17 protein-coding genes and 1 tRNA gene are annotated in these 20,283 nt (G+C 32.1%); 3 read left to right on the forward strand and 15 right to left on the reverse strand.

The window, feature by feature from the left end; all coding sequences use genetic code 11:
• Window positions 1-123 precede the first annotated feature (123 nt).
• Window positions 124-1,638, forward strand: coding sequence for a GH3 auxin-responsive promoter family protein (locus IMZ30_RS02985; RefSeq protein WP_207039064.1), 1,515 nt, complete (start codon window positions 124-126; stop codon window positions 1,636-1,638).
• Here the strand turns inward: IMZ30_RS02985 and IMZ30_RS02990 are convergent.
• The 3 genes from IMZ30_RS02990 to IMZ30_RS03000 form a co-directional block, all read right to left on the reverse strand.
• The gene (locus tag IMZ30_RS02990; RefSeq protein WP_207039065.1) at window positions 1,635-2,204 is read right to left on the reverse strand and encodes a hypothetical protein; all 570 of its coding nucleotides are present in this window, start codon (window positions 2,202-2,204) and stop codon (window positions 1,635-1,637) included. The genes IMZ30_RS02985 and IMZ30_RS02990 overlap by 4 nt on opposite strands.
• Before the next feature lie 301 nt (window positions 2,205-2,505).
• A complete protein-coding gene (locus IMZ30_RS02995) occupies window positions 2,506-3,414 on the reverse strand; it encodes a zinc-dependent peptidase (protein ID WP_207039066.1) in 909 nt (302 codons plus the stop codon).
• A 56-nt stretch (window positions 3,415-3,470) separates the two neighbouring features.
• Complete coding sequence (locus IMZ30_RS03000; protein ID WP_207039067.1) at window positions 3,471-4,136, reverse strand: hypothetical protein; 666 nt, start codon at window positions 4,134-4,136, stop codon at window positions 3,471-3,473.
• 544 nt (window positions 4,137-4,680) lie between these two features.
• Between IMZ30_RS03000 and IMZ30_RS03005 the strand changes: the two genes are divergently transcribed.
• Entirely contained in the window at window positions 4,681-5,088 is a 408-nt protein-coding gene (locus tag IMZ30_RS03005; protein ID WP_207039068.1) for a hypothetical protein, read from the forward strand.
• A gap of 27 nt (window positions 5,089-5,115) precedes the next feature.
• Here IMZ30_RS03005 and IMZ30_RS03010 read toward each other — a convergent pair whose 3' ends face one another.
• From IMZ30_RS03010 to IMZ30_RS03040, 7 genes are all read right to left on the reverse strand, one after another.
• Window positions 5,116-5,679 (reverse strand): DUF6642 family protein, encoded by a 564-nt coding sequence (locus IMZ30_RS03010; RefSeq protein ID WP_207039069.1) that lies wholly within the window; start codon window positions 5,677-5,679, stop codon window positions 5,116-5,118.
• Between the two features lie 302 nt (window positions 5,680-5,981).
• Window positions 5,982-6,054: transfer RNA gene (locus tag IMZ30_RS03015), tRNA-Met, on the reverse strand.
• Window positions 6,055-6,138: 84 nt separating this feature from the next.
• Window positions 6,139-6,321 (reverse strand): CPXCG motif-containing cysteine-rich protein, encoded by a 183-nt coding sequence (locus IMZ30_RS03020; protein ID WP_207039070.1) that lies wholly within the window; start codon window positions 6,319-6,321, stop codon window positions 6,139-6,141.
• A 1-nt stretch (window position 6,322) separates the two neighbouring features.
• A complete protein-coding gene (locus IMZ30_RS03025) occupies window positions 6,323-7,651 on the reverse strand; it encodes a TolC family protein (protein ID WP_207039071.1) in 1,329 nt (442 codons plus the stop codon).
• Window positions 7,641-10,841 (reverse strand): efflux RND transporter permease subunit, encoded by a 3,201-nt coding sequence (locus tag IMZ30_RS03030; protein WP_207039072.1) that lies wholly within the window; start codon window positions 10,839-10,841, stop codon window positions 7,641-7,643. The genes IMZ30_RS03025 and IMZ30_RS03030 overlap by 11 nt, the downstream gene beginning before the upstream one ends.
• A 5-nt stretch (window positions 10,842-10,846) precedes the next feature.
• Entirely contained in the window at window positions 10,847-11,953 is a 1,107-nt protein-coding gene (locus tag IMZ30_RS03035) for an efflux RND transporter periplasmic adaptor subunit (RefSeq protein ID WP_207039073.1), read from the reverse strand.
• Between the two features lie 68 nt (window positions 11,954-12,021).
• Entirely contained in the window at window positions 12,022-13,935 is a 1,914-nt protein-coding gene (locus IMZ30_RS03040) for an ABC-F family ATP-binding cassette domain-containing protein (protein WP_207039074.1), read from the reverse strand.
• 64 nt (window positions 13,936-13,999) lie between these two features.
• Between IMZ30_RS03040 and IMZ30_RS03045 the strand changes: the two genes are divergently transcribed.
• Entirely contained in the window at window positions 14,000-14,389 is a 390-nt protein-coding gene (locus IMZ30_RS03045; protein ID WP_207039075.1) for a DUF983 domain-containing protein, read from the forward strand.
• On the opposite strand, the gene IMZ30_RS03050 is transcribed toward IMZ30_RS03045, so the two are convergent.
• The 5 genes from IMZ30_RS03050 to gldK are packed head-to-tail and all read right to left on the reverse strand — an operon-like array spanning window position 14,370 to window position 20,193.
• Window positions 14,370-15,413, reverse strand: coding sequence for an NAD(P)/FAD-dependent oxidoreductase (locus tag IMZ30_RS03050; protein ID WP_207039076.1), 1,044 nt, complete (start codon window positions 15,411-15,413; stop codon window positions 14,370-14,372). The genes IMZ30_RS03045 and IMZ30_RS03050 overlap by 20 nt on opposite strands.
• Before the next feature lie 52 nt (window positions 15,414-15,465).
• Window positions 15,466-16,482, reverse strand: a complete 1,017-nt coding sequence (gene gldN, locus IMZ30_RS03055) for a gliding motility protein GldN (protein WP_242529696.1) — start codon at window positions 16,480-16,482, stop codon at window positions 15,466-15,468.
• A gap of 13 nt (window positions 16,483-16,495) precedes the next feature.
• Window positions 16,496-18,067: a gliding motility protein GldM gene (gene gldM, locus IMZ30_RS03060; RefSeq protein ID WP_207039077.1), complete on the reverse strand. Its 1,572-nt coding sequence runs from the start codon at window positions 18,065-18,067 to the stop codon at window positions 16,496-16,498.
• 33 nt (window positions 18,068-18,100) lie between these two features.
• Window positions 18,101-18,751: a gliding motility protein GldL gene (gene gldL, locus IMZ30_RS03065; RefSeq protein ID WP_207039078.1), complete on the reverse strand. Its 651-nt coding sequence runs from the start codon at window positions 18,749-18,751 to the stop codon at window positions 18,101-18,103.
• 53 nt (window positions 18,752-18,804) lie between these two features.
• On the reverse strand, window positions 18,805-20,193 hold the full coding sequence (gldK, locus tag IMZ30_RS03070; RefSeq protein WP_207039079.1) for a gliding motility lipoprotein GldK: 1,389 nt from the start codon (window positions 20,191-20,193) through the stop codon (window positions 18,805-18,807).
• Window positions 20,194-20,283 lie beyond the last annotated feature (90 nt).

A 20,283-nucleotide genomic window follows, 5' to 3' on the forward strand; every position in this document is an offset into this window, starting at 1 on the left:
GGCATCAAGCTAAATTTAGATTGTTTATATTTTAAACAAAGCGTTTAAATTGCCAATTAAATGATAAAGGTCTAGTTTGGCGCAAAGTGTTTTTTATTTTAGCTGTACTAAATATTAAACATTATGGGTTTACTTGGTTCTATCGTGAAATCTGCGGTTACATTAAATCAAAAATTTAATTCCAAAACTCAACACAGTAATAAAACTCAAGAAGAAGTTTTACATGAGCTTCTAAAAACTTCGAAAGACACTGCTTTCGGCAAATATTATGGGTTTCAGCATATCTTAGAGTCTAAAGATATGCTTCAACAATTTCAAGAAAATGTGCCTATTCACACTTATAATAAAATGAATTTTTGGTGGGAGCAGCAACAAAAATTTAGGGATATTACCTGGCCTGGAAAGCCTGAATATTTTGCTAAAACAAGCGGCACCACAGGCAATAAAAGTAAACGTATACCTGTTACCCATGAGTTTTCTGAAAGCATGCGAAAAGTAGGACTATCTTTAGCTACCGAGCTTCCGAATTTCCCTGTTCCTGAAGAAGTTTTTGAAAGCCATGTATTAATGTTAAGCAGTTCGAGTGATTTGAAATCTCACCAAAATGGGCACTTAGAGGGAGAAATTAGCGGAATAAATATTCATAATTTCCCTGATTGGTATGATTATTTTTATTGTCCAGGAAAAGAAATTGCCGCAATAGATGACTGGGATGAACGCATTAAGGAAATTATAAAAAAAGCACCAGAATGGAATGTTGGTTCTATTGCTGGCATACCTTCATGGGTGTTGAGGATGTTGCAAGCTATAATGAAGCACCATCAACTTGAGTACATTCAAGATATATGGCCAAACTTTAAAGTTTATGCAAGTGGTGGCGTAGCTTTTGAAACTTACCGAAAAGACTTTGAAAAAATCTCTAATAAAGACCTCATCATTATCGATACCTACTTGGCTTCTGAAGGCTTTTTTGCTTACACCGCTAATCCTAATTCAATGGCTATGAAACTAGCTATTAATCATGGTTATTTTTATGAGTTTATACCGTTTGATCATCGCGGTGTTGATGAAATGGGCGAAATTTTAGAAAATCCTGAAGTTTTTAATTTGTCACAAGTAAACACCTCTGATGAATATATTTTAGTTGTTTCAACAAATGCTGGTGCTTGGCGTTATATTATTGGTGATACCATAAAATTTACATGCCTCTCGCCTTTTGAGATTAAAATTACAGGCCGCACCAAATTCTTTTTAAATGTATTTGGTTCACAATTATCTGAAGAAAAATTAAACAATGCAATTGTTGACACCGCTAACAAACTTGAAGTTAGTATTAATGAATATATGGTTGGAGCTATAACTGAAAATAACTTACATAACCATCAATGGATTCTTGTAACTAACAATAATATCGATCAAGAAAAATTTGCAAACTTACTTGATGATAAGTTGAAATCCCTAAACCATAATTATGAAGTTGCACGACAAAAAACAATTGATGAAGTTAGGCTGAAGGTTATAAGCAAAGAAGATTATACCAAGTATTTAGAACATACCAATAAGAAAGGCGGTCAAGTGAAAATTCAAAAAGTTATGAAAGATGATACTATAAAAGATTTCTTAAACTTTTTTAATTAAAGATTTAAATAAGGTTCTAAAATTGATTCGTCTTGTTGACACAGCAGCACATCTTCTTTTGGCAAGTAATACTTCAATATTTTACGTTTATAATTATCGCCTATTAAATCATGTTCTATAATGAAGTTCTTTGTAGCTAAAATTTCTTCATGAAACCCATATGAAATCGCTATATAATCAGCATCATGTTCTACTTTTTTCTTAAATTTTTTAGACCATAAATACTTAATTCCAAAAAAAATCATCTGAAAATTAGAGTGTCGTTTATAATCAACAATATGACCTAATTCATGAGCAAACCAACCTTTTAAAACTTGACTAGGTACATCATCAATTTTCAAATCTTTATGGTCTCTAATATGTGCATTAAGTTTTATGCGATAACGCTTTAATCCGCTAAATACTGAAGCTAATGAAATGATTGGCTGAGCTTGCATAGTAGAAGACTTAACACTCACCTTTTCAACCCTAATTTTAATATTTTTTAAAGTCTGATATTCGTGAGCTACCTCACGAAAGCAAGTCTTTACACGTTCACTGTTTATATTTTTAAAGCTAATTTCCATAAAAGTTTATTACATCAATATAAAATAAATCTTACCTTTTAGCTGATAATGAATTGTTAAGGTTTAGGATTTTTAAAAAATATTCCTCATGATTTGTAAGCCCTGACTTAGTACATAACAAATTTAAAATAATGAAATTAAAATCAAGACATAAGTAGCGCCTTAAATTATATAGAAATTGTAAGCTAATTTTTTCTGTAATTAATTGATATTTAAACCATGCCCAGAAAAAAATGGAATTCTTATAACTTGACTATCATCTTATAAAAACTTTTATAATATCCTCGCTTTTATTTAAAATCTAATCTAAATTATCATTGTAATTAAGCATTTTTTTGACGTTCCCATACAAATCAGGAAAATTTGATTTAAGTTCTTTCGGTGATTCAAAAAAAGTTTCAATAAGAACCGAAATAAACTCGAAACTGTTCAAAAAAGCATAATTCCTTAGGAGTTTTGAGGCTTTAATATTTTGTCTATATTCTGTGCTTGATTGCATCTTATGTTTAATTTTATCATAGTAACGTACAAACAAAGTTGCACCTATTGCATTATTCTTTCGCTTTTGAAAATCAAAATGTAGCACATGCACAAGTTCATGAATGCCGAGATTAAAATTATCATTTTCAATTGCATAACCTTCTAAAAAGTCTTTCCATGAAAATGCGACAGTTTTGTAAGCTGGATTAAACTCGCCTTTGTGGAATGCATGACTAGATGTAGATTGAAATACATCAGGATAAATCACAAACGTCTTAAGAGATTTAAATCTGTAATTTCTATACCCAAAAGTGAGCATAACTGCAGTAGATGCAATAAGAACTTTATGTTGATTATTAATGTAAACGCCTGACCTACCTTCAAATTGATGGTGTCTAATGAAGTTTGCTACGCGATGTTCAAAATACAATTTTTTCTTAGGTTGAAGTTTTTGGTAAAACACAAATTGATTTTCGAGTATATATAACTGATCCTCAGAAAGTCTCTTTTTTACAAAATATAAATGAGTATAAAAAGGCTTTGGTATAATATAGCTTACCCATAAATCTTCAACCAAAGCTAACATTGATCGTATAACTACGATTAAAAGAATTAATACTAACAATAGCATAAAAGCTGTAATTATAGAACGCCCTAGTGCTTTATTATCAAATAGAGAAACTTCAATCATCAATGAAATGCTTAAAACATCAGCTAAATAACCAGTCATATTCATTAAATCATAAAGAGCAAAAACTATAACTCTTATGCAAACACATTATTAAATCACTTAAACTTTAAAGAGCTTAGACTATTTGTGGCTTCGTCTAAATATTTAGAATATTTATATTCGGTAGCAGCGTAACTAAACTTATACACATATTTATTATGTTTATAGTAATAGACTTTGTATAATTTAGCAGCATACCTGTATTTTGAATCACGTCGATAACCTTGATAACGGAAGCTTAGAATAGATAATTGATCTGAAACTTTTACATGCTTAAAACTGTTGCTTTGTGGCTTAATTTCAGCTATTATAGTATTTAAATAGTCATCAAAACTTTGCTGATTTAAATTTAACCGTCTTAAATTTATTATAGCTGAAGAATACTCGCCTGCATCAGCATCAATTATAGTTGAATTCTTATCTTCAAATTGATCTTTAATGCTTTTATTTCCTTGAGCACGATATACTTTACCGTTTACCGTCGATTCTGAAATATAAAGCGGATAAATTAGTTTTTTTGGTGCCACACTTACAAGTACCGAATCAAAATACGTTTGATCTAATTTTAATTTTCGCCAACGCTTTGGATAATGAAAGCTGAAATCTTTGGTTTCATAAACCTTAACAATTGTGTTACTTTTTGGGTCTAAAATGGTTTTTGTACCACCACATGAGGTGCATAAACTTAGGCTAACAATTAAAAATAAAATAAATATTCTCATACAAGAAGCTAATAGATTTAAAATGTTCAAACATAACAGGATTAATTGAAAAAACAGGTAAATAATTTATAATATATTACATGAAGTTGTTTTAGATAAACTACAATCGAATTATTCATTTGAGTTTTCTATAATATGATCTTAAAATAGATTTAACAGCAAGGCTATATTTTTGATCGATGAATAAATGCTTATTTTAATAAACTAATTTTTTATTTTCTAATCTTTCTCAATAACTTCAAAACAGACTTAATTTATTAATTATTGATTTTTAATTTTATTTTTTAAAATATAATCAGTGTAAGAACATACTAAAAATGAAGAAGCCTAAATTCAAAAAGCTACTAAGTGAGGATGAAAAAAATACAGAATCAATTTTTTCATTGATTTATTACTTTGCCAAAGATTGGATGCGGCCAAACCCTAAACATCCTTTGATTCTTCAGATTATTCTTTTTGTTGTAAAACTTCCAGTTTTAATTTTATTTTTAACATTATCTCCTATTATCTTTATAGTAATGTTTCTAACGCTTGTAATTGGTTTATGAAACAGAAAAAACCGATTTTGGTATTGGTCAGCATTTCTGCTATTTTGTTTTTGGTGCATCAGTACCTTCAGAATGAAACTAGTATAAATATTGCTTTTCTAAATAACTATTTAGACCCTTTTTTGCTCATGCCTTTACTTCTATATGCCGTGTTATGGGAACGCCGCATGTTTTTAAAAGATAAAAGCATGGTTCTGAGCTACACAGAGATATTTGGCTACTTTTTGTTGATGGTTATTTTAGGCGAAGTTTTGTTTCCATATGTCAGTAAAAAGTTTACAGCTGACTATTGGGATATTCTTGCTTATGCTTTAGGAACTCTGGCCTACATAATTGCAAAGAAGTTTCCTGATCTAAAAAAAATCAAAACTTTTATCAAAAAAATATCGATTATTAAAAACTGAAATATGATAATTATAGCCGATAGATTCTTAATAATATAACCTGAAATCTAAGAGTTTACACATCTTGTAGTTTTTTTGAAACATCTGTTCAACCACTTCTCTAAGATCATCATTCTGATAAAACATACTAAAGAATAATCGATCTATCGTGAAAGCACTAGACAGACTTTTTGAAGAAAAACCATAGCCAGCTATAGCTCGTGCACCAGTAATATCTAAAAAATACTGGCATTCGTCATCTGTAAGATCTAAAACCTTAAGGTTAGCAAAATGAATGATTTTTCCTGTCATTTGTCCTTCAAAAAGCTCTGCAATCTCTTCTATGCTATAATAGTAATCGTTAATTAAAATATTGTTGGCTTCGCCTGGGAGCACTAAATAAATAATTTCATAATCCTGAAAATGATGGTCATGATACAATAAAGCATTTAAACTATCTTCTAAACCCTCAATCGTATCACAGGTTTTATATATACTTGAAATTCCTTGTGTTAAGGCCATATTTTCAAGTATCTGAACCACATCGGTAGTTTTTACATTATCAACATCTGAAACGACTTCAAGACAATAAATAAAATTTTCATTTTCCATTCATCTTAATATTTTCCGAATTGCGAAATTAAGTTAGTGATCACATTACTTAACAATTTCTTATACATCTGTACTATTTTGATGATTTGAAAAATAAGTAATTCAATTATTATGTTTATCAATAAACGTCAACTATTGTGTCTTAAAAGTGAGCATTATTGGCCATACCTGATAAATTTTCTGAAGGTCTCACTCAAAAATTATAAAAAGTATAATTGTTTTATTAAACTGGAAACTACTTCTAAGTTAGTTGAGGCTGTAAGAATGACACAAAAAAAGCCCCTAAATTGGGGCTCAAATAGTAGCGGGAACTGGACTCGAACCAGTGACCTTCGGGTTATGAGCCCGACGAGCTACCTACTGCTCTATCCCGCGATATATGTTTAAAATTCTTTTTTAACTATCGGACTGCAAATATAAGTTTAATTATAGATTTGACCAAACAAAAATATAATTAATTTACTGACCTATGCTTTTAGATTGAAAATCAATTAATTGTCCATTATTAAATTTAGCTTCCACATGAATAGGATTACAACAAACCTCGCAATCTTCTATGTAATCTTGAAAACTTACAGAAGGATCTAGCAAAAAACTGATATTTTCCCAGCAATGCGGACATTGAAAAAAGTGTTCATACATCTTAAAACTCGATATTTAATAATTGGCCTGTTAATTGAAGTAATTGTAACTCAGCTAACTTAGCATCATATTTTGCTAAATTTAGACTTGTTTGTGCGTTTAATAAGTTAAGCTGTGCTTGTCTAAACTCTACCGAAGTAATTTGACCTAAATTGAAACGTTCCTGAGTTCTTTTAAAATTATTTTTATTGGTTTCGACATTTTTGCGCTGTAAATTATAAATGTAACGCCTATTTTTATAATTATCAAAAGCATTCTGAATATCACGCTGAACACTTTGCTTGATTTGTTGCTTTTGAAGTTGCTGATTTTCGTAGGCGATTTTAGCATTTTGAATTCTCACTGAAGTCTGACCACCATCAAATAAATTCCAGGTTAAATTTACACCTGCTGAATAGCCGTCGGTGGTTTGTGTAGAACCCGGAAAAAAGGGCGATTCTGGACTTATATTTCTGTTCCATCCGTAAGAACCAAACAAGTTTACAGTTGGCAAATAGCCAGAATAACTAATTTTTTTATCATATTCTGAAATTAGTAAGTTCTCTTCAATTTGTTGTATCGAAACATTATTAGCCTTATACTCAGAAATGTGTTGCTCAAGTTTTAAAATCGGTAAAAAATAAACAGTGGTATCAACTTTAAAATTATCATCTAAATCATCTTTATTTAAAACAACTTTTAAATCTCGCTTGATATTAAGTAAATTTTGCTGTTCATTAATTAATGAAATACTATCATTTGCCACATCAACTTCAGCATTTAAAACATCTAACTTATTAATTTGGCCATATTGAAATTGATATTCAACACGTTTTAAACGTTCACGTGATAAGCTAAGTGTATTTTTTAAAACTTCAACATTTTTTAAGCGCCTAGCCAACTCATAATACACCGTAAACATTTGTGTTATTGTTGTTTCAATAGTTTCACGAGCTTCTAATTTTGATAAATTATACTGAAGTTTTAGTTGCTTAAAATTATAACGCCGCCCAAGACCATCAAACAAAGTGTAATTCAAATCTAAGCTCGTGTTATAACGTCTTGTTTCCAAATCTGTTTGGTCAATTGGGTCTTGACCCTCAACTTCAGCTAATCGGTCTTGTAAACTAAAATCGAAGCCAAAATTGGTACTTAAGGTAGGCAAATAGCCAGAATTTAAGACACTAGTATTATTTTCTGAAATTTGAACATTATTTTCAGCTATTTTAATGCCGAAGTTATTATCAAGTACGTAATCTATAGCTTCAGCTTTTGTAAGAACTTCTTGCGCAGTTGAAGTCACTACAACTAAGCAAAAACCTAAAAGTAAACGCAGTTTATTATTTTTCATTATAGTTGTCTTCTTCTAATTGTTCTTTAATTGCTCGCTCTACTTGCTCTTTTTCAACCTGATTACCTGTAAATAGCCATTTTGATTTTACCTTTATAGAATTACTTATTGATAAAAGAATAGGTAATAATATTAAAGTTAAAACAGTTGCAACACCAATGCCATAAGCAATAGAAATAGCCATAGGTATTAAAAATTGTGCTTGACGGCTTTGCTCAAAAATAAGTGGTGCAAGACCTGAAATTGTAGTAAGTGAGGTTAAAAATATAGCTCTAAACCTAGATTTTCCTGCCTCAAACAATGCATCATTAAATTTTAAGCCTTCTCTAAGATTTGAATTAAATTTACCGATAAGTACTAAACCATCATTAACCATGATACCAATAAGTGCAATAACACCTAAAAGAGATAAAATATTGATTGGAAAGCCATGAATATAGTGACCCCAAGCAACCCCAATTAAGCTAAATGGTATAAGTAAAATAAGCATAATTGGCTGACTAAAACTTCTAAAAGTAAATGCAATAACCACAAATATTAAAAACAAAATTACAGGAAACACTTTACCTGCCGAACCACTTGTTTTACCAGCTTCCCTATTTTGACCTTCATAAGAAACTGAAAGCGAAGAATATTTATTTAAAATATCTGGCATAACCGTTGTTCTAATTTCATCTAAAATTTCAGTTGAGCTATCATTAGGGTTTTCTAAATCTGCTGAAACTTGAATTTCTCTACGACCATTTAAGTAACTGATAGATTCGGTTCCTCTAACAATTTGATAATTGGCAATTTCATTAAAAGCTACTCGTGACCCGTTTGGGGTAATAATTCTCAAGTCATCTAAGTTTCTAATAGATGATCTTTGGTTTTCATTATATCTTACCCAAACTCTAATTTCGTCTTTACCACGTTGAAAACGCTGTGCTTGAGCACCAAAAAAAGCGTTTCTAACCTGCCGCATTACTTCACCTAAATCAAGGCCTAAAGCATAAGCGGTTGTTTTTAAATCGATTTCGATTTCTTTAATACCTTTAGGATCATTATCCGTTACATCTTTCAGCTGTGCATTATTTTCCATCCAATTCCTAAGCTCAACTTTTGCCGATTCGAGTTCTGCTAGATTATTGCCTAATAAGGATACAGATACTGGTAAGCCACCAAAATTGCTACCAGAACCAAATGTGATACTCTCAACGCCATAAATAGGTCCAGTTTCTTCTCGAATTGCGTTTGTAATTTCAGCTGAAGAAAAATCTCTCGCTTCTCCCGGAAGTAAATTAACTTGCAGCGAAGCTTTATTATTGCCAGGACCAACCCGTTTAACAGTGTTTTCTATAACTTGAAGATTATCAGTTTGCTTTTCAGTAAAAGTTTTATTTACACGCCAAGCAGCTTCTTCAACTATCGAAATAATTGAGTCTGTTTTTTGTGGGTTTACGCCTTCTGTCATTAACAAACTTACCTCAACTCGATCGCTAGCAACACTTGGAAAAAAAGTAACACGAATAATACCACCTCCAACCGAGCCAATTGTTAAGGCTAGTGCTGCAATTAAAATAGCTATTGAAAATAATCGGTTATTAATAACAAAGCGTAATACTGGAGCGTAAGAATTGTCACGTAAATATCGCATAACACGATCTCCGTATGAATTTACATGGCGCATTTTAGAGAAAAAACGCCCTAAAAGTGTTCGCTTCTTTAATTTCTTTTTAGTTGGTCTAATTGCCTTTGAGTGTGCGATATGTGCTGGCAATATCAAAAAAGCCTCAATTAGTGAAACACTAAGTGTTAATAAGACTATAACTGAAACTTCGCTGAAAAATTCGCCTATTCGGCCTTCTAGAAAGAAAAATGTTGAAAATGCTAAAATAGTAGTGACAATAGCTGAAATAATAGGTGGTATAACTTCAACTGCGCCATCAATTGCAGCTCGTATAGGTGATTTCCCTTTTTCATATTGCTGGTAAATATTTTCAGCAATAACGATTCCATCATCTACTAAAATACCAATCACTATAATCATCCCAAATAATGATAGTACGTTTATCGTTACCCCAAACGCATTAGCGAATATAAACATCCCCAAAAATGAAAGTGGTAAGCCTACTGAAACCCAAAGTGCTAAACGAATATTTAGAAAAATTGAAAGAAATATTAAAACGAGTAAAATACCAACAGCACCATTTTCAATTAATAATTTGGTACGTTGATTAAGTGTTATTGATGAATCACTAACAACATTGAGTTGAACATTGTTGTTTTTTGCGTTAAAGTTGGCAATGTATTCTTTAATAGCATCTGCAGATGAAATTAAATCTTCTGAATTGGTGTTGCTAATTACCATTGTTACTGCTGAATCACCATTATAAAAAAGGGCGTTTGGTGTCTCCTCAAATTGATCGCGTACTTTTGCAACATCTGACAATAGAATTGATGAACCGCTTGGTGTAGACTTTACTATTACATCGTTAAGTTTATCGGCGTAATAGCTGCGATTATCGGCACGAATTAGATAATCTTCAGCGTTGGTTTTTATTGTTCCTCCTGTAGACAGGAGATTAGAATTACGCACTTTTGCCGCAACTTCCTCAAAACTTAAATTATAAGCCAATAGTGCATCTTGACTTAAAGCGATTTCAATTTCTTCTCGAGGAAAACCACGAATTTCAATTTGAGAGATTCCATCTATTAATCGCAGATCAGATTCGACCTGATAACTAATATCTTTTAAGGTTTTTAAGGGAATATTTTCACCAGAAATTGCAAACTGTATTGTTTGTCTTGTAGTTTCAGTCTTGGCAACTACCAAAGGTTCCATCCCAACAGGAAAATTCGGAACTCTATCAACAGCATTTTTTACTTCAGTTAGAAGTACATCAATATCTTCACCTTCTTCAATTTCAACAGTTATTGAACCACCACTTTCTCTAGCGACTGCTGTTGTTCTATCAATACCTTCGAGTCCTTTTAGGTTGTCTTCAATTTTTAAAATGATACCTTCTTCAATTTCTTCTGGGGAAGATCCTGGATAGGTAATATTGATATTGATGATTTTTGATTCTTGAAGCGGAAAAAATGATGATTTTAAGCTTAAGGCACCAACAATACCAAATATGATGAAAGATAGTATAACGACGTTTACTGCAACTTCGTATTTTATAAAATAAGTGATTAATTTTTTCAAAGCCTCTATTTTTTTAGCTTAATCAACATCCCTGAATAGGCGCTTGACAAGTTAGACGTCATGATTGTATCGCCGTTAGCAAGACCTTTTATAATTGCTGTATTTTCGTCGTAATAAACAGGTTTAACTGGTTTTAGGGCTAAAACCGAATCTTTAACGATAAATACTTCTGCGTTGTTTCTAACCAAAGACCTACTTATTTTGTATGCATTTTTAACTAGCTGTCCAAATATTTCAGCTTCTAAATACATACCTTCTTTAACTTGGGTATCGTTAACTCTAATAAATGTTTGCACACTTTGAGAGTTTGCGTCGACTTGAGTGTTAATACGAGTAATTTTTCCTTTAGTCTTAAATTTTTTATCAATACCAAATAGATTTACAGTATCACCAATTTCAACATAATCTACTAAAGCTTTTTGTAAAGCAACTTCTAATTCAAATTCTCCAGGTTTAATAAATTCACCTAAACGTTGGCCAGGTCTAACTAAAGTTCCTGGTGTAATACTTGCTTCAGTTAAAATACCATCAAAAGGTGCTTTTAGATGAAATTTTGCCAGCCTAACTTCTAAGTTTTTAATATTGTAAAATGAAGTGATTACGCCACGACCATTAATAAAGTATCTAAGATTTGAAGTATTAATTTTTGGCAAGTCTTGAAGTGGTTCATGAACTGAAAATTCTTCGACGTAGGTATTCCATTCTTCAAAATGTTCTGGATAATCTAATCGGATATCTGGGAGAATTGAAATTAAAAGATTGTAAAAATCGCTTTTGGTTGATTTTAAGTTTGCATCGAATTCTTCGTTATTAATCTTAACTAGAGTCTCACCCTTTTTAAATGCTTGACCTGGTCTAAATAACTTGTCGCTTTGTTCAAAAATTCCTTGCACTTCACTAAACAACTCAAATTTATTTAAAGCTGTAACTTGTCCGTTTGTTTTAACAATAACTGGGATTGTAGAGTTTTTAACTGTTTTTACTGCGATTGGCTTAGCGATAGTTTTATTAGGTCCGACTGTTTTTTTATTGCTCTTTACAATGTAAATAGCCCCGAAAACTGAACCGGCTATAATAATAATTCCAAGTACAATTAATATTGTTTTTCTCATCGATATACTATTAATTTGGCGGTAAAATTAGCAGATTAGTAAAGTATAGTTGGTTAATACATTCACAATTATTTAATATCATCTAACTGAATTTGAACTTTTTCCCAATGCTCCATTTGCTTTTCTAAATCTGATTTTAAGGATTTGTAATTATTAAAAAAATCAGGTTGACTTACTGTTTCATCGTAATTATTAGCCATTTGTTGATCAATAACAGCAATCTCCTTTTCTAATTTTGTGATGTTAGACTCAATTGAACTTAATTTGTTTGATAACTTTTTATACTTTTTTTGAATTTCGTAATCTTTAGCAGGCGAATTTTTAGATTTCACTGCTGTTTTTTCTTCAGTTTTTTGCTCGACTTGACGCATATTTTCAAGCGCTCTTGATTTTAGATAATCATTTATATCACCTAAAAATTCTTTTACCTTGTGGTTTCTAAACTCATATACTGTATCGGCTAGGCCTTGAAGAAAATCACGATCGTGCGATACTAAAATTAAAGTACCTTCAAAATTTGCTAAAGCCTTCTTTAACACATTTTTAGATTGAATATCCAGGTGGTTGGTCGGTTCATCCATTATTAAGACATTGAATGGTGCTAAAATCATTTTTGCTAAAGCCAAACGATTACGTTCTCCTCCGGAAAGTACTTTAACGTATTTTGAAACATCATCACCTCTAAATAAAAATGCACCTAAAATATCACGGACTTTACTTCTATTAGATTCATTTGCTGAATCAATCATTGTATCTAAAACTGTTTTATTAGGGTCTAAATATTCAGCTTGATTTTGAGCAAAATAACCAATTTCTACATTGTGCCCTAACTTCAACTGGCCATCATAATCAAGATCACCAACAATGGCTTTTGCAAGGGTTGATTTTCCTTGACCATTTTGCCCTACAAAAGCAATTTTAGCGTTGCGTTCTATTGTAAAATTAACATCGCTAAAAACTTGATGATTTCCAAAGTTTTTAGCTAGGTTTTCGGCTTCAACAACAACTTTTCCAGGATTTTTTGAAATTGAAAAGTTTACAGACATGGTGCTTTGATCATCTTGGTCTACTTCAATAATATCTGTCTTTTCTAACTTTTTTATAAGCGATTGAGCCATTGAAGCTTTATTGGCTTTAGCACGAAACTTATCGATTAACTTTTCGGTTTGCTTAATTTCTTTTTGTTGATTTTTTTGTGCTGCAAGTTGTTGTTCTTGAATTGTCTTACGTAACTCTTTAAAGGCTGAATAGGGTTTGTTATAATCGTAGATTTTACCGAGTGAGATTTCTATCGTGCGGTTAGTTACATTATCTAAAAACATGGTATCGTGAGAAACAATAACTACACAGCCTGAAAAAGAAACTAAAAAACTCTCTATCCACATGATACTTTCTATATCTAGGTGATTAGTTGGCTCATCGAGTAAGAGAATGTCGTTATTTTGCAACAATAACTTGGCAAGTTCTATACGCATCCGCCAACCGCCCGAAAAAGTATCTGTTTTAGCGTTAAAGTCTTCAGCTGTAAAGCCTAAACCCTTTAAAACGCGTTCTGTTTCACCTTGGTAGTTATAACCTCCTAAAATTTCATATTGATGCTGATACTCGTTAAGATCAATCATTAACTGGTTATAAGATTCACTTTCGTAATCAGTACGTTCAGCGAGTTGCGTATTAATTTCATCGAGTTTAGATTCGATTTCAACAATACTGCTAAAAGCTTGATAAGCTTCTTCTAAAACAGTTCGACCTTCTTCAAAATCTATATCTTGTCTTAGAAAGCCAATGTTAATATTTTTTTCTTTGGCAATTTCACCTTCAAAATCTGTTAAGTCACCTGCTAATATTTTAAGCAAAGTTGATTTTCCAGCACCATTTTTACCAATTAACCCTAACCTATTTCCTGCGCTTAACTTAAAGCTGATATTATTAAATAAATAAGTTCCTCCGAAGGAGACCGATAGTTTATTTATATGTAGCATTTATTACACTTAATTTGTGCAAATATTGGTATTTTTGCAATGCAATACTAAACAAAATCCAAGAATGTTAAAAGGCACTAAATTATACAGTATTTTTACAGGTACTTGCCCAGTTTGTCATGAAGAAAGCATGTATAAGGAATCTAATCCTTACAAGCTAAAAACTATTTATGACATGCATGAACGCTGCTCTAATTGTGATACAAAATATAAAATTGAACCTTCATTTTTTTATGGCGCAATGTATGTGAGTTACGGCTTAGGTGTTGCATTTGCTGTGGCAACTTTTATTATAGCACACTTTTTTATAGGTTTGAGTCTATTAAGCTCATTTGTATCTATAATTGTGGTACTAGTTTTATTAATGCCGGTAATTATGAGGCTTTCTCGTAATATCTGGATTAATTTCTTTTTTAATTACAACAAGTCAAAAACTAAACGTCATAGCGCATAACATCAACTTCTTCTAAAATTGGTTGATTATTAAAAATATGTTGTACCAAATTTTTAGACAAATATGGTGAGGCTAGAACGCCACGACTTCCGTTACCATTAAATATTAAAAGTTGAGAATGCTTTGGATGACGACCCAAAATTGGCCTTCTATCTTTTACAGTAGGCCGAATCCCTGCTAACTGACTAACTATTTCATAATTTACAGAAAACATCTTTTCAAAAGCCTTAGACAATTCGTGTCTCGTCGCTTCTGTTGGTTCATTATTGAGATCATGGCGTTGATAATTAGCCCCAAACTTATATAAATGTTTACCAAGTGGAATTAAAAAGAACTTTGATTTGTAAATACTATGATTGGAATTAAGTTCTTTAGAATGAATAATGAGATATTCACCTTTGTTACCGTAAATAGGTAAATAATTAAAATAAGGATTGTGATTCACGCCATAACCCTCGCAAAAAATAACGTACTGATAAGATTTGGACTGATATGAAATTAATGAATCTTCAACCTTTAAATTATTATAGTTAAAATCATTAGAGTAGAATGAATCATTAAAATACGAAATAGATCCATCTAAAAAAGTGTTTAAATCAAGCGTGTATATATGATTAACTTCGCCAAGCTTAATGACTGAAGTTGACAAAACTGAGTGAGAAGGTGGTTTAATTCCAGTAAGAAAATTAGAAATATAAGGCTGTTCTGTAGCTGAAATAAAATCGTTACAATCTTGAGGTGTTTGAAGCAATTTAAACAAATTAGGCTGCTTAATAAAAGAAGTGTCAAGTTTAGATTCAATATCAGCATAAAATTTAACAGCAGAAGAATAAAACTCATTTGCTTTCCAAGCCTTTTTATAGCGTTTTAACACAATTGGATTAAGCACACCACCGGCGACACGAGTAGCCTGTTGAGAGTTATTTGATACAATATCGAAACTTTTACCATATCGGTTTAATCGATGTGCAATAGATGCACCCGCTATGCCAAAACCAATGATTAAAACATCTTTATGAGTCATAAAAAAAGCCTTTACAAAAGTAAAGGCTAATATATTGATTTAAGTTGTAGAATTAATAATTCCACATATCCAATTCGAAATTTCTAATTTCTTCTTTTAATCTTCGTGCTTCTAGCAACTGCATTTGAGCATTATCATCAATATAGTCTGAAACCTTTCTATCTTCATAAACATTTTCAGTTTTGTAGATAAAAGAATTAAAACGTCTAGAGTTTAGTAAATGATCGAAACTAATTGGCATAGCGCTATTTTGAGGGTTCAGCACCTTAGAAGTGTGTAAAACCTGTCTAGCATCAGAGAACCAAACCCAAAAATAAGGTATAATTTGTGGTTCACCACTATATGTTGGGTTTTGCGTTTGAATGTCATAGCCAGCAGGCGCAATACCTAATAAACGATATTTCATTTCGCCCTGTCGTTTATCGAAATACCACATACCTTTGATAAAATATTCTTTGATATCTGCAGCTGTAATTTCAGTTGCAACAAGGTAAGGCTTCATTTTAGTAATCAATTCTTGTGAGTATAACTCTGGATAGTTTTCTAGTTCACCAGCAAGAGAACGTGTTTTAAAAGTTTCAACAGCTTCTGTACCAGTAATACCATACTGACCTAAGATACTTAATGCAGCGTTTGGTAAAAATATGGCTTTAGTAGCATCTTGAATTTCTTTAAAATCACGCTTCTTATTGAAATAACTCGAAGCATAGACTTCTGTAATGGCAAGAGAATCATTAGGATTATTAGCTCCTTTCTCAATAGCCTCAACTAGTGTCGCAAAGAGAGATTTTCTGTTGTTACTTACAGAGTTATCTTGGGTTGGATATAATAATGGAAAATTAATTTTTTGATTAAGATCAATTCGTTCCCAAACAACTTTAGACCATAATATATCTCTATCTCCTACATAACCGTAAGGTAAGGGTTTATCATCATCAAATCTTTTTTGTTGTACCGCTAAATCCTCAATTTCAGATGGCTTTTCAGCATTCAAGATGTTTGACTGAGCGAGTACTGTTGCTGAAAACAACATAAAAGATAATCCGATTAAATTGACTTTTAATTTCATTATAATATTTTAATTAGTTTGTGAGTTGCACTAATAACGCAGGCATGTTTTTAACATTCACACCTGGAACATCAGCTTTAACATCAAATATCTGTATAATATCTCCTGTTCTAGCTAAATCTAATAATTCTTTAGCTCTAGCGTTTAACATATTACCATTCACGACAACAGCTGGTTGACCAGGAACACTAATTGTAAAACGTTTAACTACAGGTGTAATATCAAAATCGAAGTTCTCAAAAGTTGCTCCGATAGGCGAAATCTTAAGAGCATTTCGAGGCATTTTAATAGCTCCACCTTCTTGTATTTGGTCTCTTACAGTTGGTGTAGGTCTTGGTAAGTCCTTGATTCTAAATGTACTTGAAGAAGTAATTTTCTCACCTTCAATTTCACCAGTTACATTAATTTTTAATTTAGTACCAGTTGTTGGTCTAACGACATATTGAGAACCTTTAACGCGTTTCATACCAGGTGCTGAAGCATTAACTTTATTTCCAGGAACACCAGGCATAGAAACCGTAATTGGATTTTCAATACCACGATAAACAACATTCATTTTATCTGCTGATACAATAGCTTGATTTGGCTTAGGGATTACTGAATATGACTGGCTGACAGGAACTTCAATTTCCTTACCATCTTGATTAAAAATCAATTTACCCTCAATCGTATGATCACCAGCATTACCAGCATTTACATTTAATTTAACTTGACCACCTTCTAAAGTAAAATCTTCACCTTGTGTAAGAGGTCTTCCGTCAAGCTTTAAATCAACTTTATTTGGCACAGTTGAATTATCAGTTCGACCAAGAACAATTGCACCATCGAATGTGTTACCCTGATAATAGGCACCTCTAGATGTTTGTAACAAAGTAGAGTAGTTATCCATCGAAGCGATTTGTGTTAATTGACCTGAAAGCATTGTTGATAAAATTTCATTCTCTAAAACTTTCAACTCATTTTGTAAGGCTGTAATTTTAGTAATAGCTGAAATTAATGGAAAGCCAACATAATGATGACGAATATAGTTTTGAGGTGTTGCTGCTTCTGGCGCATCTTTAGGCATCACAGGATCTGCACTAAACTGAGAGTTAATAGATTCTAAGAAACTGGCGTATTTTGGGTTTTCACCTAAAACACTATTCATTTTATCTTTATAAGCTCTCATATTTGCAAGAAACTGTTCGCCTTCTGGCTTTAATTTTTCGCCTTTTACAAAAAGTTCATTTACATAAGAAGACTTATCCATAGTTTCGTAATCGGTAGGATCTTCAACTGATCCATACATACCTTCTTTAATTTCAGCAAAGTAATTATAAAGTTCAGTAGTAGCAGCTGTAACTTGATCAGCTTTTTGTTTTACTTCAGCAAATTGTTCTGGTGACTCACTTGCTTTAACCGCTAAACCACTAAGAGCCGCCTGATTTTTAGTCTCAAACTTAACATTTGACTCTTCTAGTGTTTCGTTTATTGAACCAAAAGCAGATAATACTTCTTTAGACATATTTAGTGCTAACATAGCGATAAACACTAAATACATTAAGTTAATCATCCGTTGCCTTGGTGTTTCTTTTCCTCCTGCCATAATTTATATCTTAATTTTGTGTAATTTATACAATTAGGCTTTAGGTCTCATAGCAGTTAACATACCACCATAAACACTATTGAGTGAGTTAAGGTTGGCAGTTAATGATTCCATTTGTTCTTTTAATTTTCCAGCATTATCTGCAACAGCCTGGTTGATTTCAGCTTGTTTTGAAGCAGATTCAACTTGGACTTTATAAAGACTGTTTAAAGATTCCATTTGTGCAGCAGCCATAGTTAACTCTTCTCCATATTTCTTTTGAGAATTCATAGCTTCAGTAGTTGGAGCGATACCTTTAGCAGCACCTTCAAAGTTTTTGATGCTTTCACCTAAACTCTCCATCAGCTTAGAATCAATTTTTGCTTCTTTCAACATATCATCTAATTTTTTAGATAGCATGCCACTTTCATCTTTCTCTTCTTTTTTAGCCTTTTTAGAAGTTGACTCACCTCCTGCTAATTCAGGGTAAACTTTTGACCAATCTAAATCACTATCAACTGGCTCGAAAGCAGAAACAGTAAAAACAAGCGCTTCTGTTACAAGTCCTATAGTTAACATTAATCCTCCAGTTAAAGGTCCTATTTCAATGTGCTGAATTTTAAATAATGCACCAATAATTACGATTGCGGCACCTAGACCGTAAACCATATTCATTATTTTCTTTCCTTTGTTTGACTTAGCCATAATAATTAATTTAATTTAGTTGTTTATTGATTGTTGATTTTTTGTTTGATATTTTATCTTCTATTCAAGTTTAAAGAATTGCCTAAGTAATTTTGTACATTTCTAAAACCTATATAGCTTCTAGCAGTATCAGCATACTCGAAGTCTCTTGTACTAACCTGTAAATAATAACTAACATCTTTCCATGAGCCACCTCGAATTACCTTCCTTTTATTGTTTTTATTATTAACGTTAGGACTCATACTTGACATATACTCGTAAGAATTTGCATTATATGAAGTATTAACCCATTCTGCAACGTTACCGGACATATTATACAGCCCGAAACCGTTTGGATCATACGCATCTGCTTCTACAGTGTAAAGCGCTTCATCAGCAGCATAATCACCTCTTAAAGGTTTAAAATTGGCCAAAAAGCAAGCACGATCATCTTTAGTGTAAGGACCACCCCAAGGATAAGTTGCAGCCTCTAAACCACCACGCGCAGCATACTCCCATTCAGCTTCAGAAGGTAATCTGAATGACTGAACTCTTGAAGATTCGTTTTTACGACCTTTATTCTTTTTGTAATTACGTAAGTATTGCGTTCTCCAATCTGAGAATGCCTTAGCTTGATGCCAATTAACACCAACTACTGGATAATTACTAAAAGCAGCATGTTGAAAATAATCATTATGCATTGGCTCATTGTATGAGTAAGAGAAGTCTTTTATCCAAACTGTGGTATCAGGGTACACTTCTACAACGTGCTCTTCTATAAAGTTTGTGCGGTCACCTTTAGCTCTTGCTGCAGCTTCAATATCCATCTCTTTATAACTATACTTAAACTTGGTGACGTCTTTCATACGCTCTCCGTTATAAGACTGATCGGAAGGCAAAAAGAATTCATCCATCACCATCACATAATCTTGATCAGGATATTCAGAAGGCTTCCAAATAATATCAATATCCCAGTTTAACTGTTTATCAGTTGGATCATACAAAGTTGAATATTGTTCGTATGGAGTTTGGTTTTGTTGATTGTTTCCTCCACCGTTTTGCACTTGTGCGTTTTTAAATGCAAAATCTTGAATAGAACCAGAATTTCCACCACCTTGAGCTCCTTGACCTCCACCAGCTGTTAAAGCCATTTCAGCAAGACTTTGTCTTACAACAGAATCTCTAACATAAAACACAAACTGTCTATACTCAGCATTAGTGATTTCGGTTTCATCCATGTAAAAAGATGGAACAGTAACTGTTTTAGTTGGTGCGTTTTTTAGGCCTGCAATATCGTAATCTGCCTTACCCATTATAAATGCACCTCCTTCTACTAGAACCATTCCGTACGGTTTTTCAGGATTCCAAGACTTACCTTCTACTCCAACTAATTGACCTTTGTCATTTTTACCACAACTTACTAAAAGCAATGCAACAACAAAAATTTGGACGATTTTTTTCATTTCTTAATATTATTTCTAATAATTAGGCCGTAAACCTAAAATTTAATTTACAAAAAAACAATAATTTTCTTAATAATAGCTTAAAATAAG

The sequence above is a fragment of the Psychroflexus sp. ALD_RP9 genome (assembly GCF_017311165.1).
GTDB lineage: Bacteria > Bacteroidota > Bacteroidia > Flavobacteriales > Flavobacteriaceae > Psychroflexus.

What these genes read in the sequence shown, in the direction of transcription:
- IMZ30_RS03035 (WP_207039073.1), bottom strand. Translation starts at nt 11,953, where the DNA reads ATGAGAAAAACAATATTAATTGTACTTGGAATTATTATTATAGCCGGT.
- IMZ30_RS03005 (WP_207039068.1), top strand. Translation starts at nt 4,681, where the DNA reads ATGAAACAGAAAAAACCGATTTTGGTATTGGTCAGCATTTCTGCTATT.
- IMZ30_RS03050 (WP_207039076.1), bottom strand. Translation starts at nt 15,413, where the DNA reads ATGACTCATAAAGATGTTTTAATCATTGGTTTTGGCATAGCGGGTGCA.
- IMZ30_RS02995 (WP_207039066.1), bottom strand. Translation starts at nt 3,414, where the DNA reads ATGACTGGTTATTTAGCTGATGTTTTAAGCATTTCATTGATGATTGAA.
- IMZ30_RS02990 (WP_207039065.1), bottom strand. Translation starts at nt 2,204, where the DNA reads ATGGAAATTAGCTTTAAAAATATAAACAGTGAACGTGTAAAGACTTGC.
- gldM (WP_207039077.1), bottom strand. Translation starts at nt 18,067, where the DNA reads ATGGCAGGAGGAAAAGAAACACCAAGGCAACGGATGATTAACTTAATG.
- IMZ30_RS03000 (WP_207039067.1), bottom strand. Translation starts at nt 4,136, where the DNA reads ATGAGAATATTTATTTTATTTTTAATTGTTAGCCTAAGTTTATGCACC.
- IMZ30_RS03045 (WP_207039075.1), top strand. Translation starts at nt 14,000, where the DNA reads ATGTTAAAAGGCACTAAATTATACAGTATTTTTACAGGTACTTGCCCA.
- IMZ30_RS02985 (WP_207039064.1), top strand. Translation starts at nt 124, where the DNA reads ATGGGTTTACTTGGTTCTATCGTGAAATCTGCGGTTACATTAAATCAA.
- IMZ30_RS03010 (WP_207039069.1), bottom strand. Translation starts at nt 5,679, where the DNA reads ATGGAAAATGAAAATTTTATTTATTGTCTTGAAGTCGTTTCAGATGTT.
- gldN (WP_242529696.1), bottom strand. Translation starts at nt 16,482, where the DNA reads ATGAAATTAAAAGTCAATTTAATCGGATTATCTTTTATGTTGTTTTCA.
- gldL (WP_207039078.1), bottom strand. Translation starts at nt 18,751, where the DNA reads ATGGCTAAGTCAAACAAAGGAAAGAAAATAATGAATATGGTTTACGGT.
- gldK (WP_207039079.1), bottom strand. Translation starts at nt 20,193, where the DNA reads ATGAAAAAAATCGTCCAAATTTTTGTTGTTGCATTGCTTTTAGTAAGT.
- IMZ30_RS03025 (WP_207039071.1), bottom strand. Translation starts at nt 7,651, where the DNA reads ATGAAAAATAATAAACTGCGTTTACTTTTAGGTTTTTGCTTAGTTGTA.
- IMZ30_RS03040 (WP_207039074.1), bottom strand. Translation starts at nt 13,935, where the DNA reads ATGCTACATATAAATAAACTATCGGTCTCCTTCGGAGGAACTTATTTA.
- IMZ30_RS03020 (WP_207039070.1), bottom strand. Translation starts at nt 6,321, where the DNA reads ATGTATGAACACTTTTTTCAATGTCCGCATTGCTGGGAAAATATCAGT.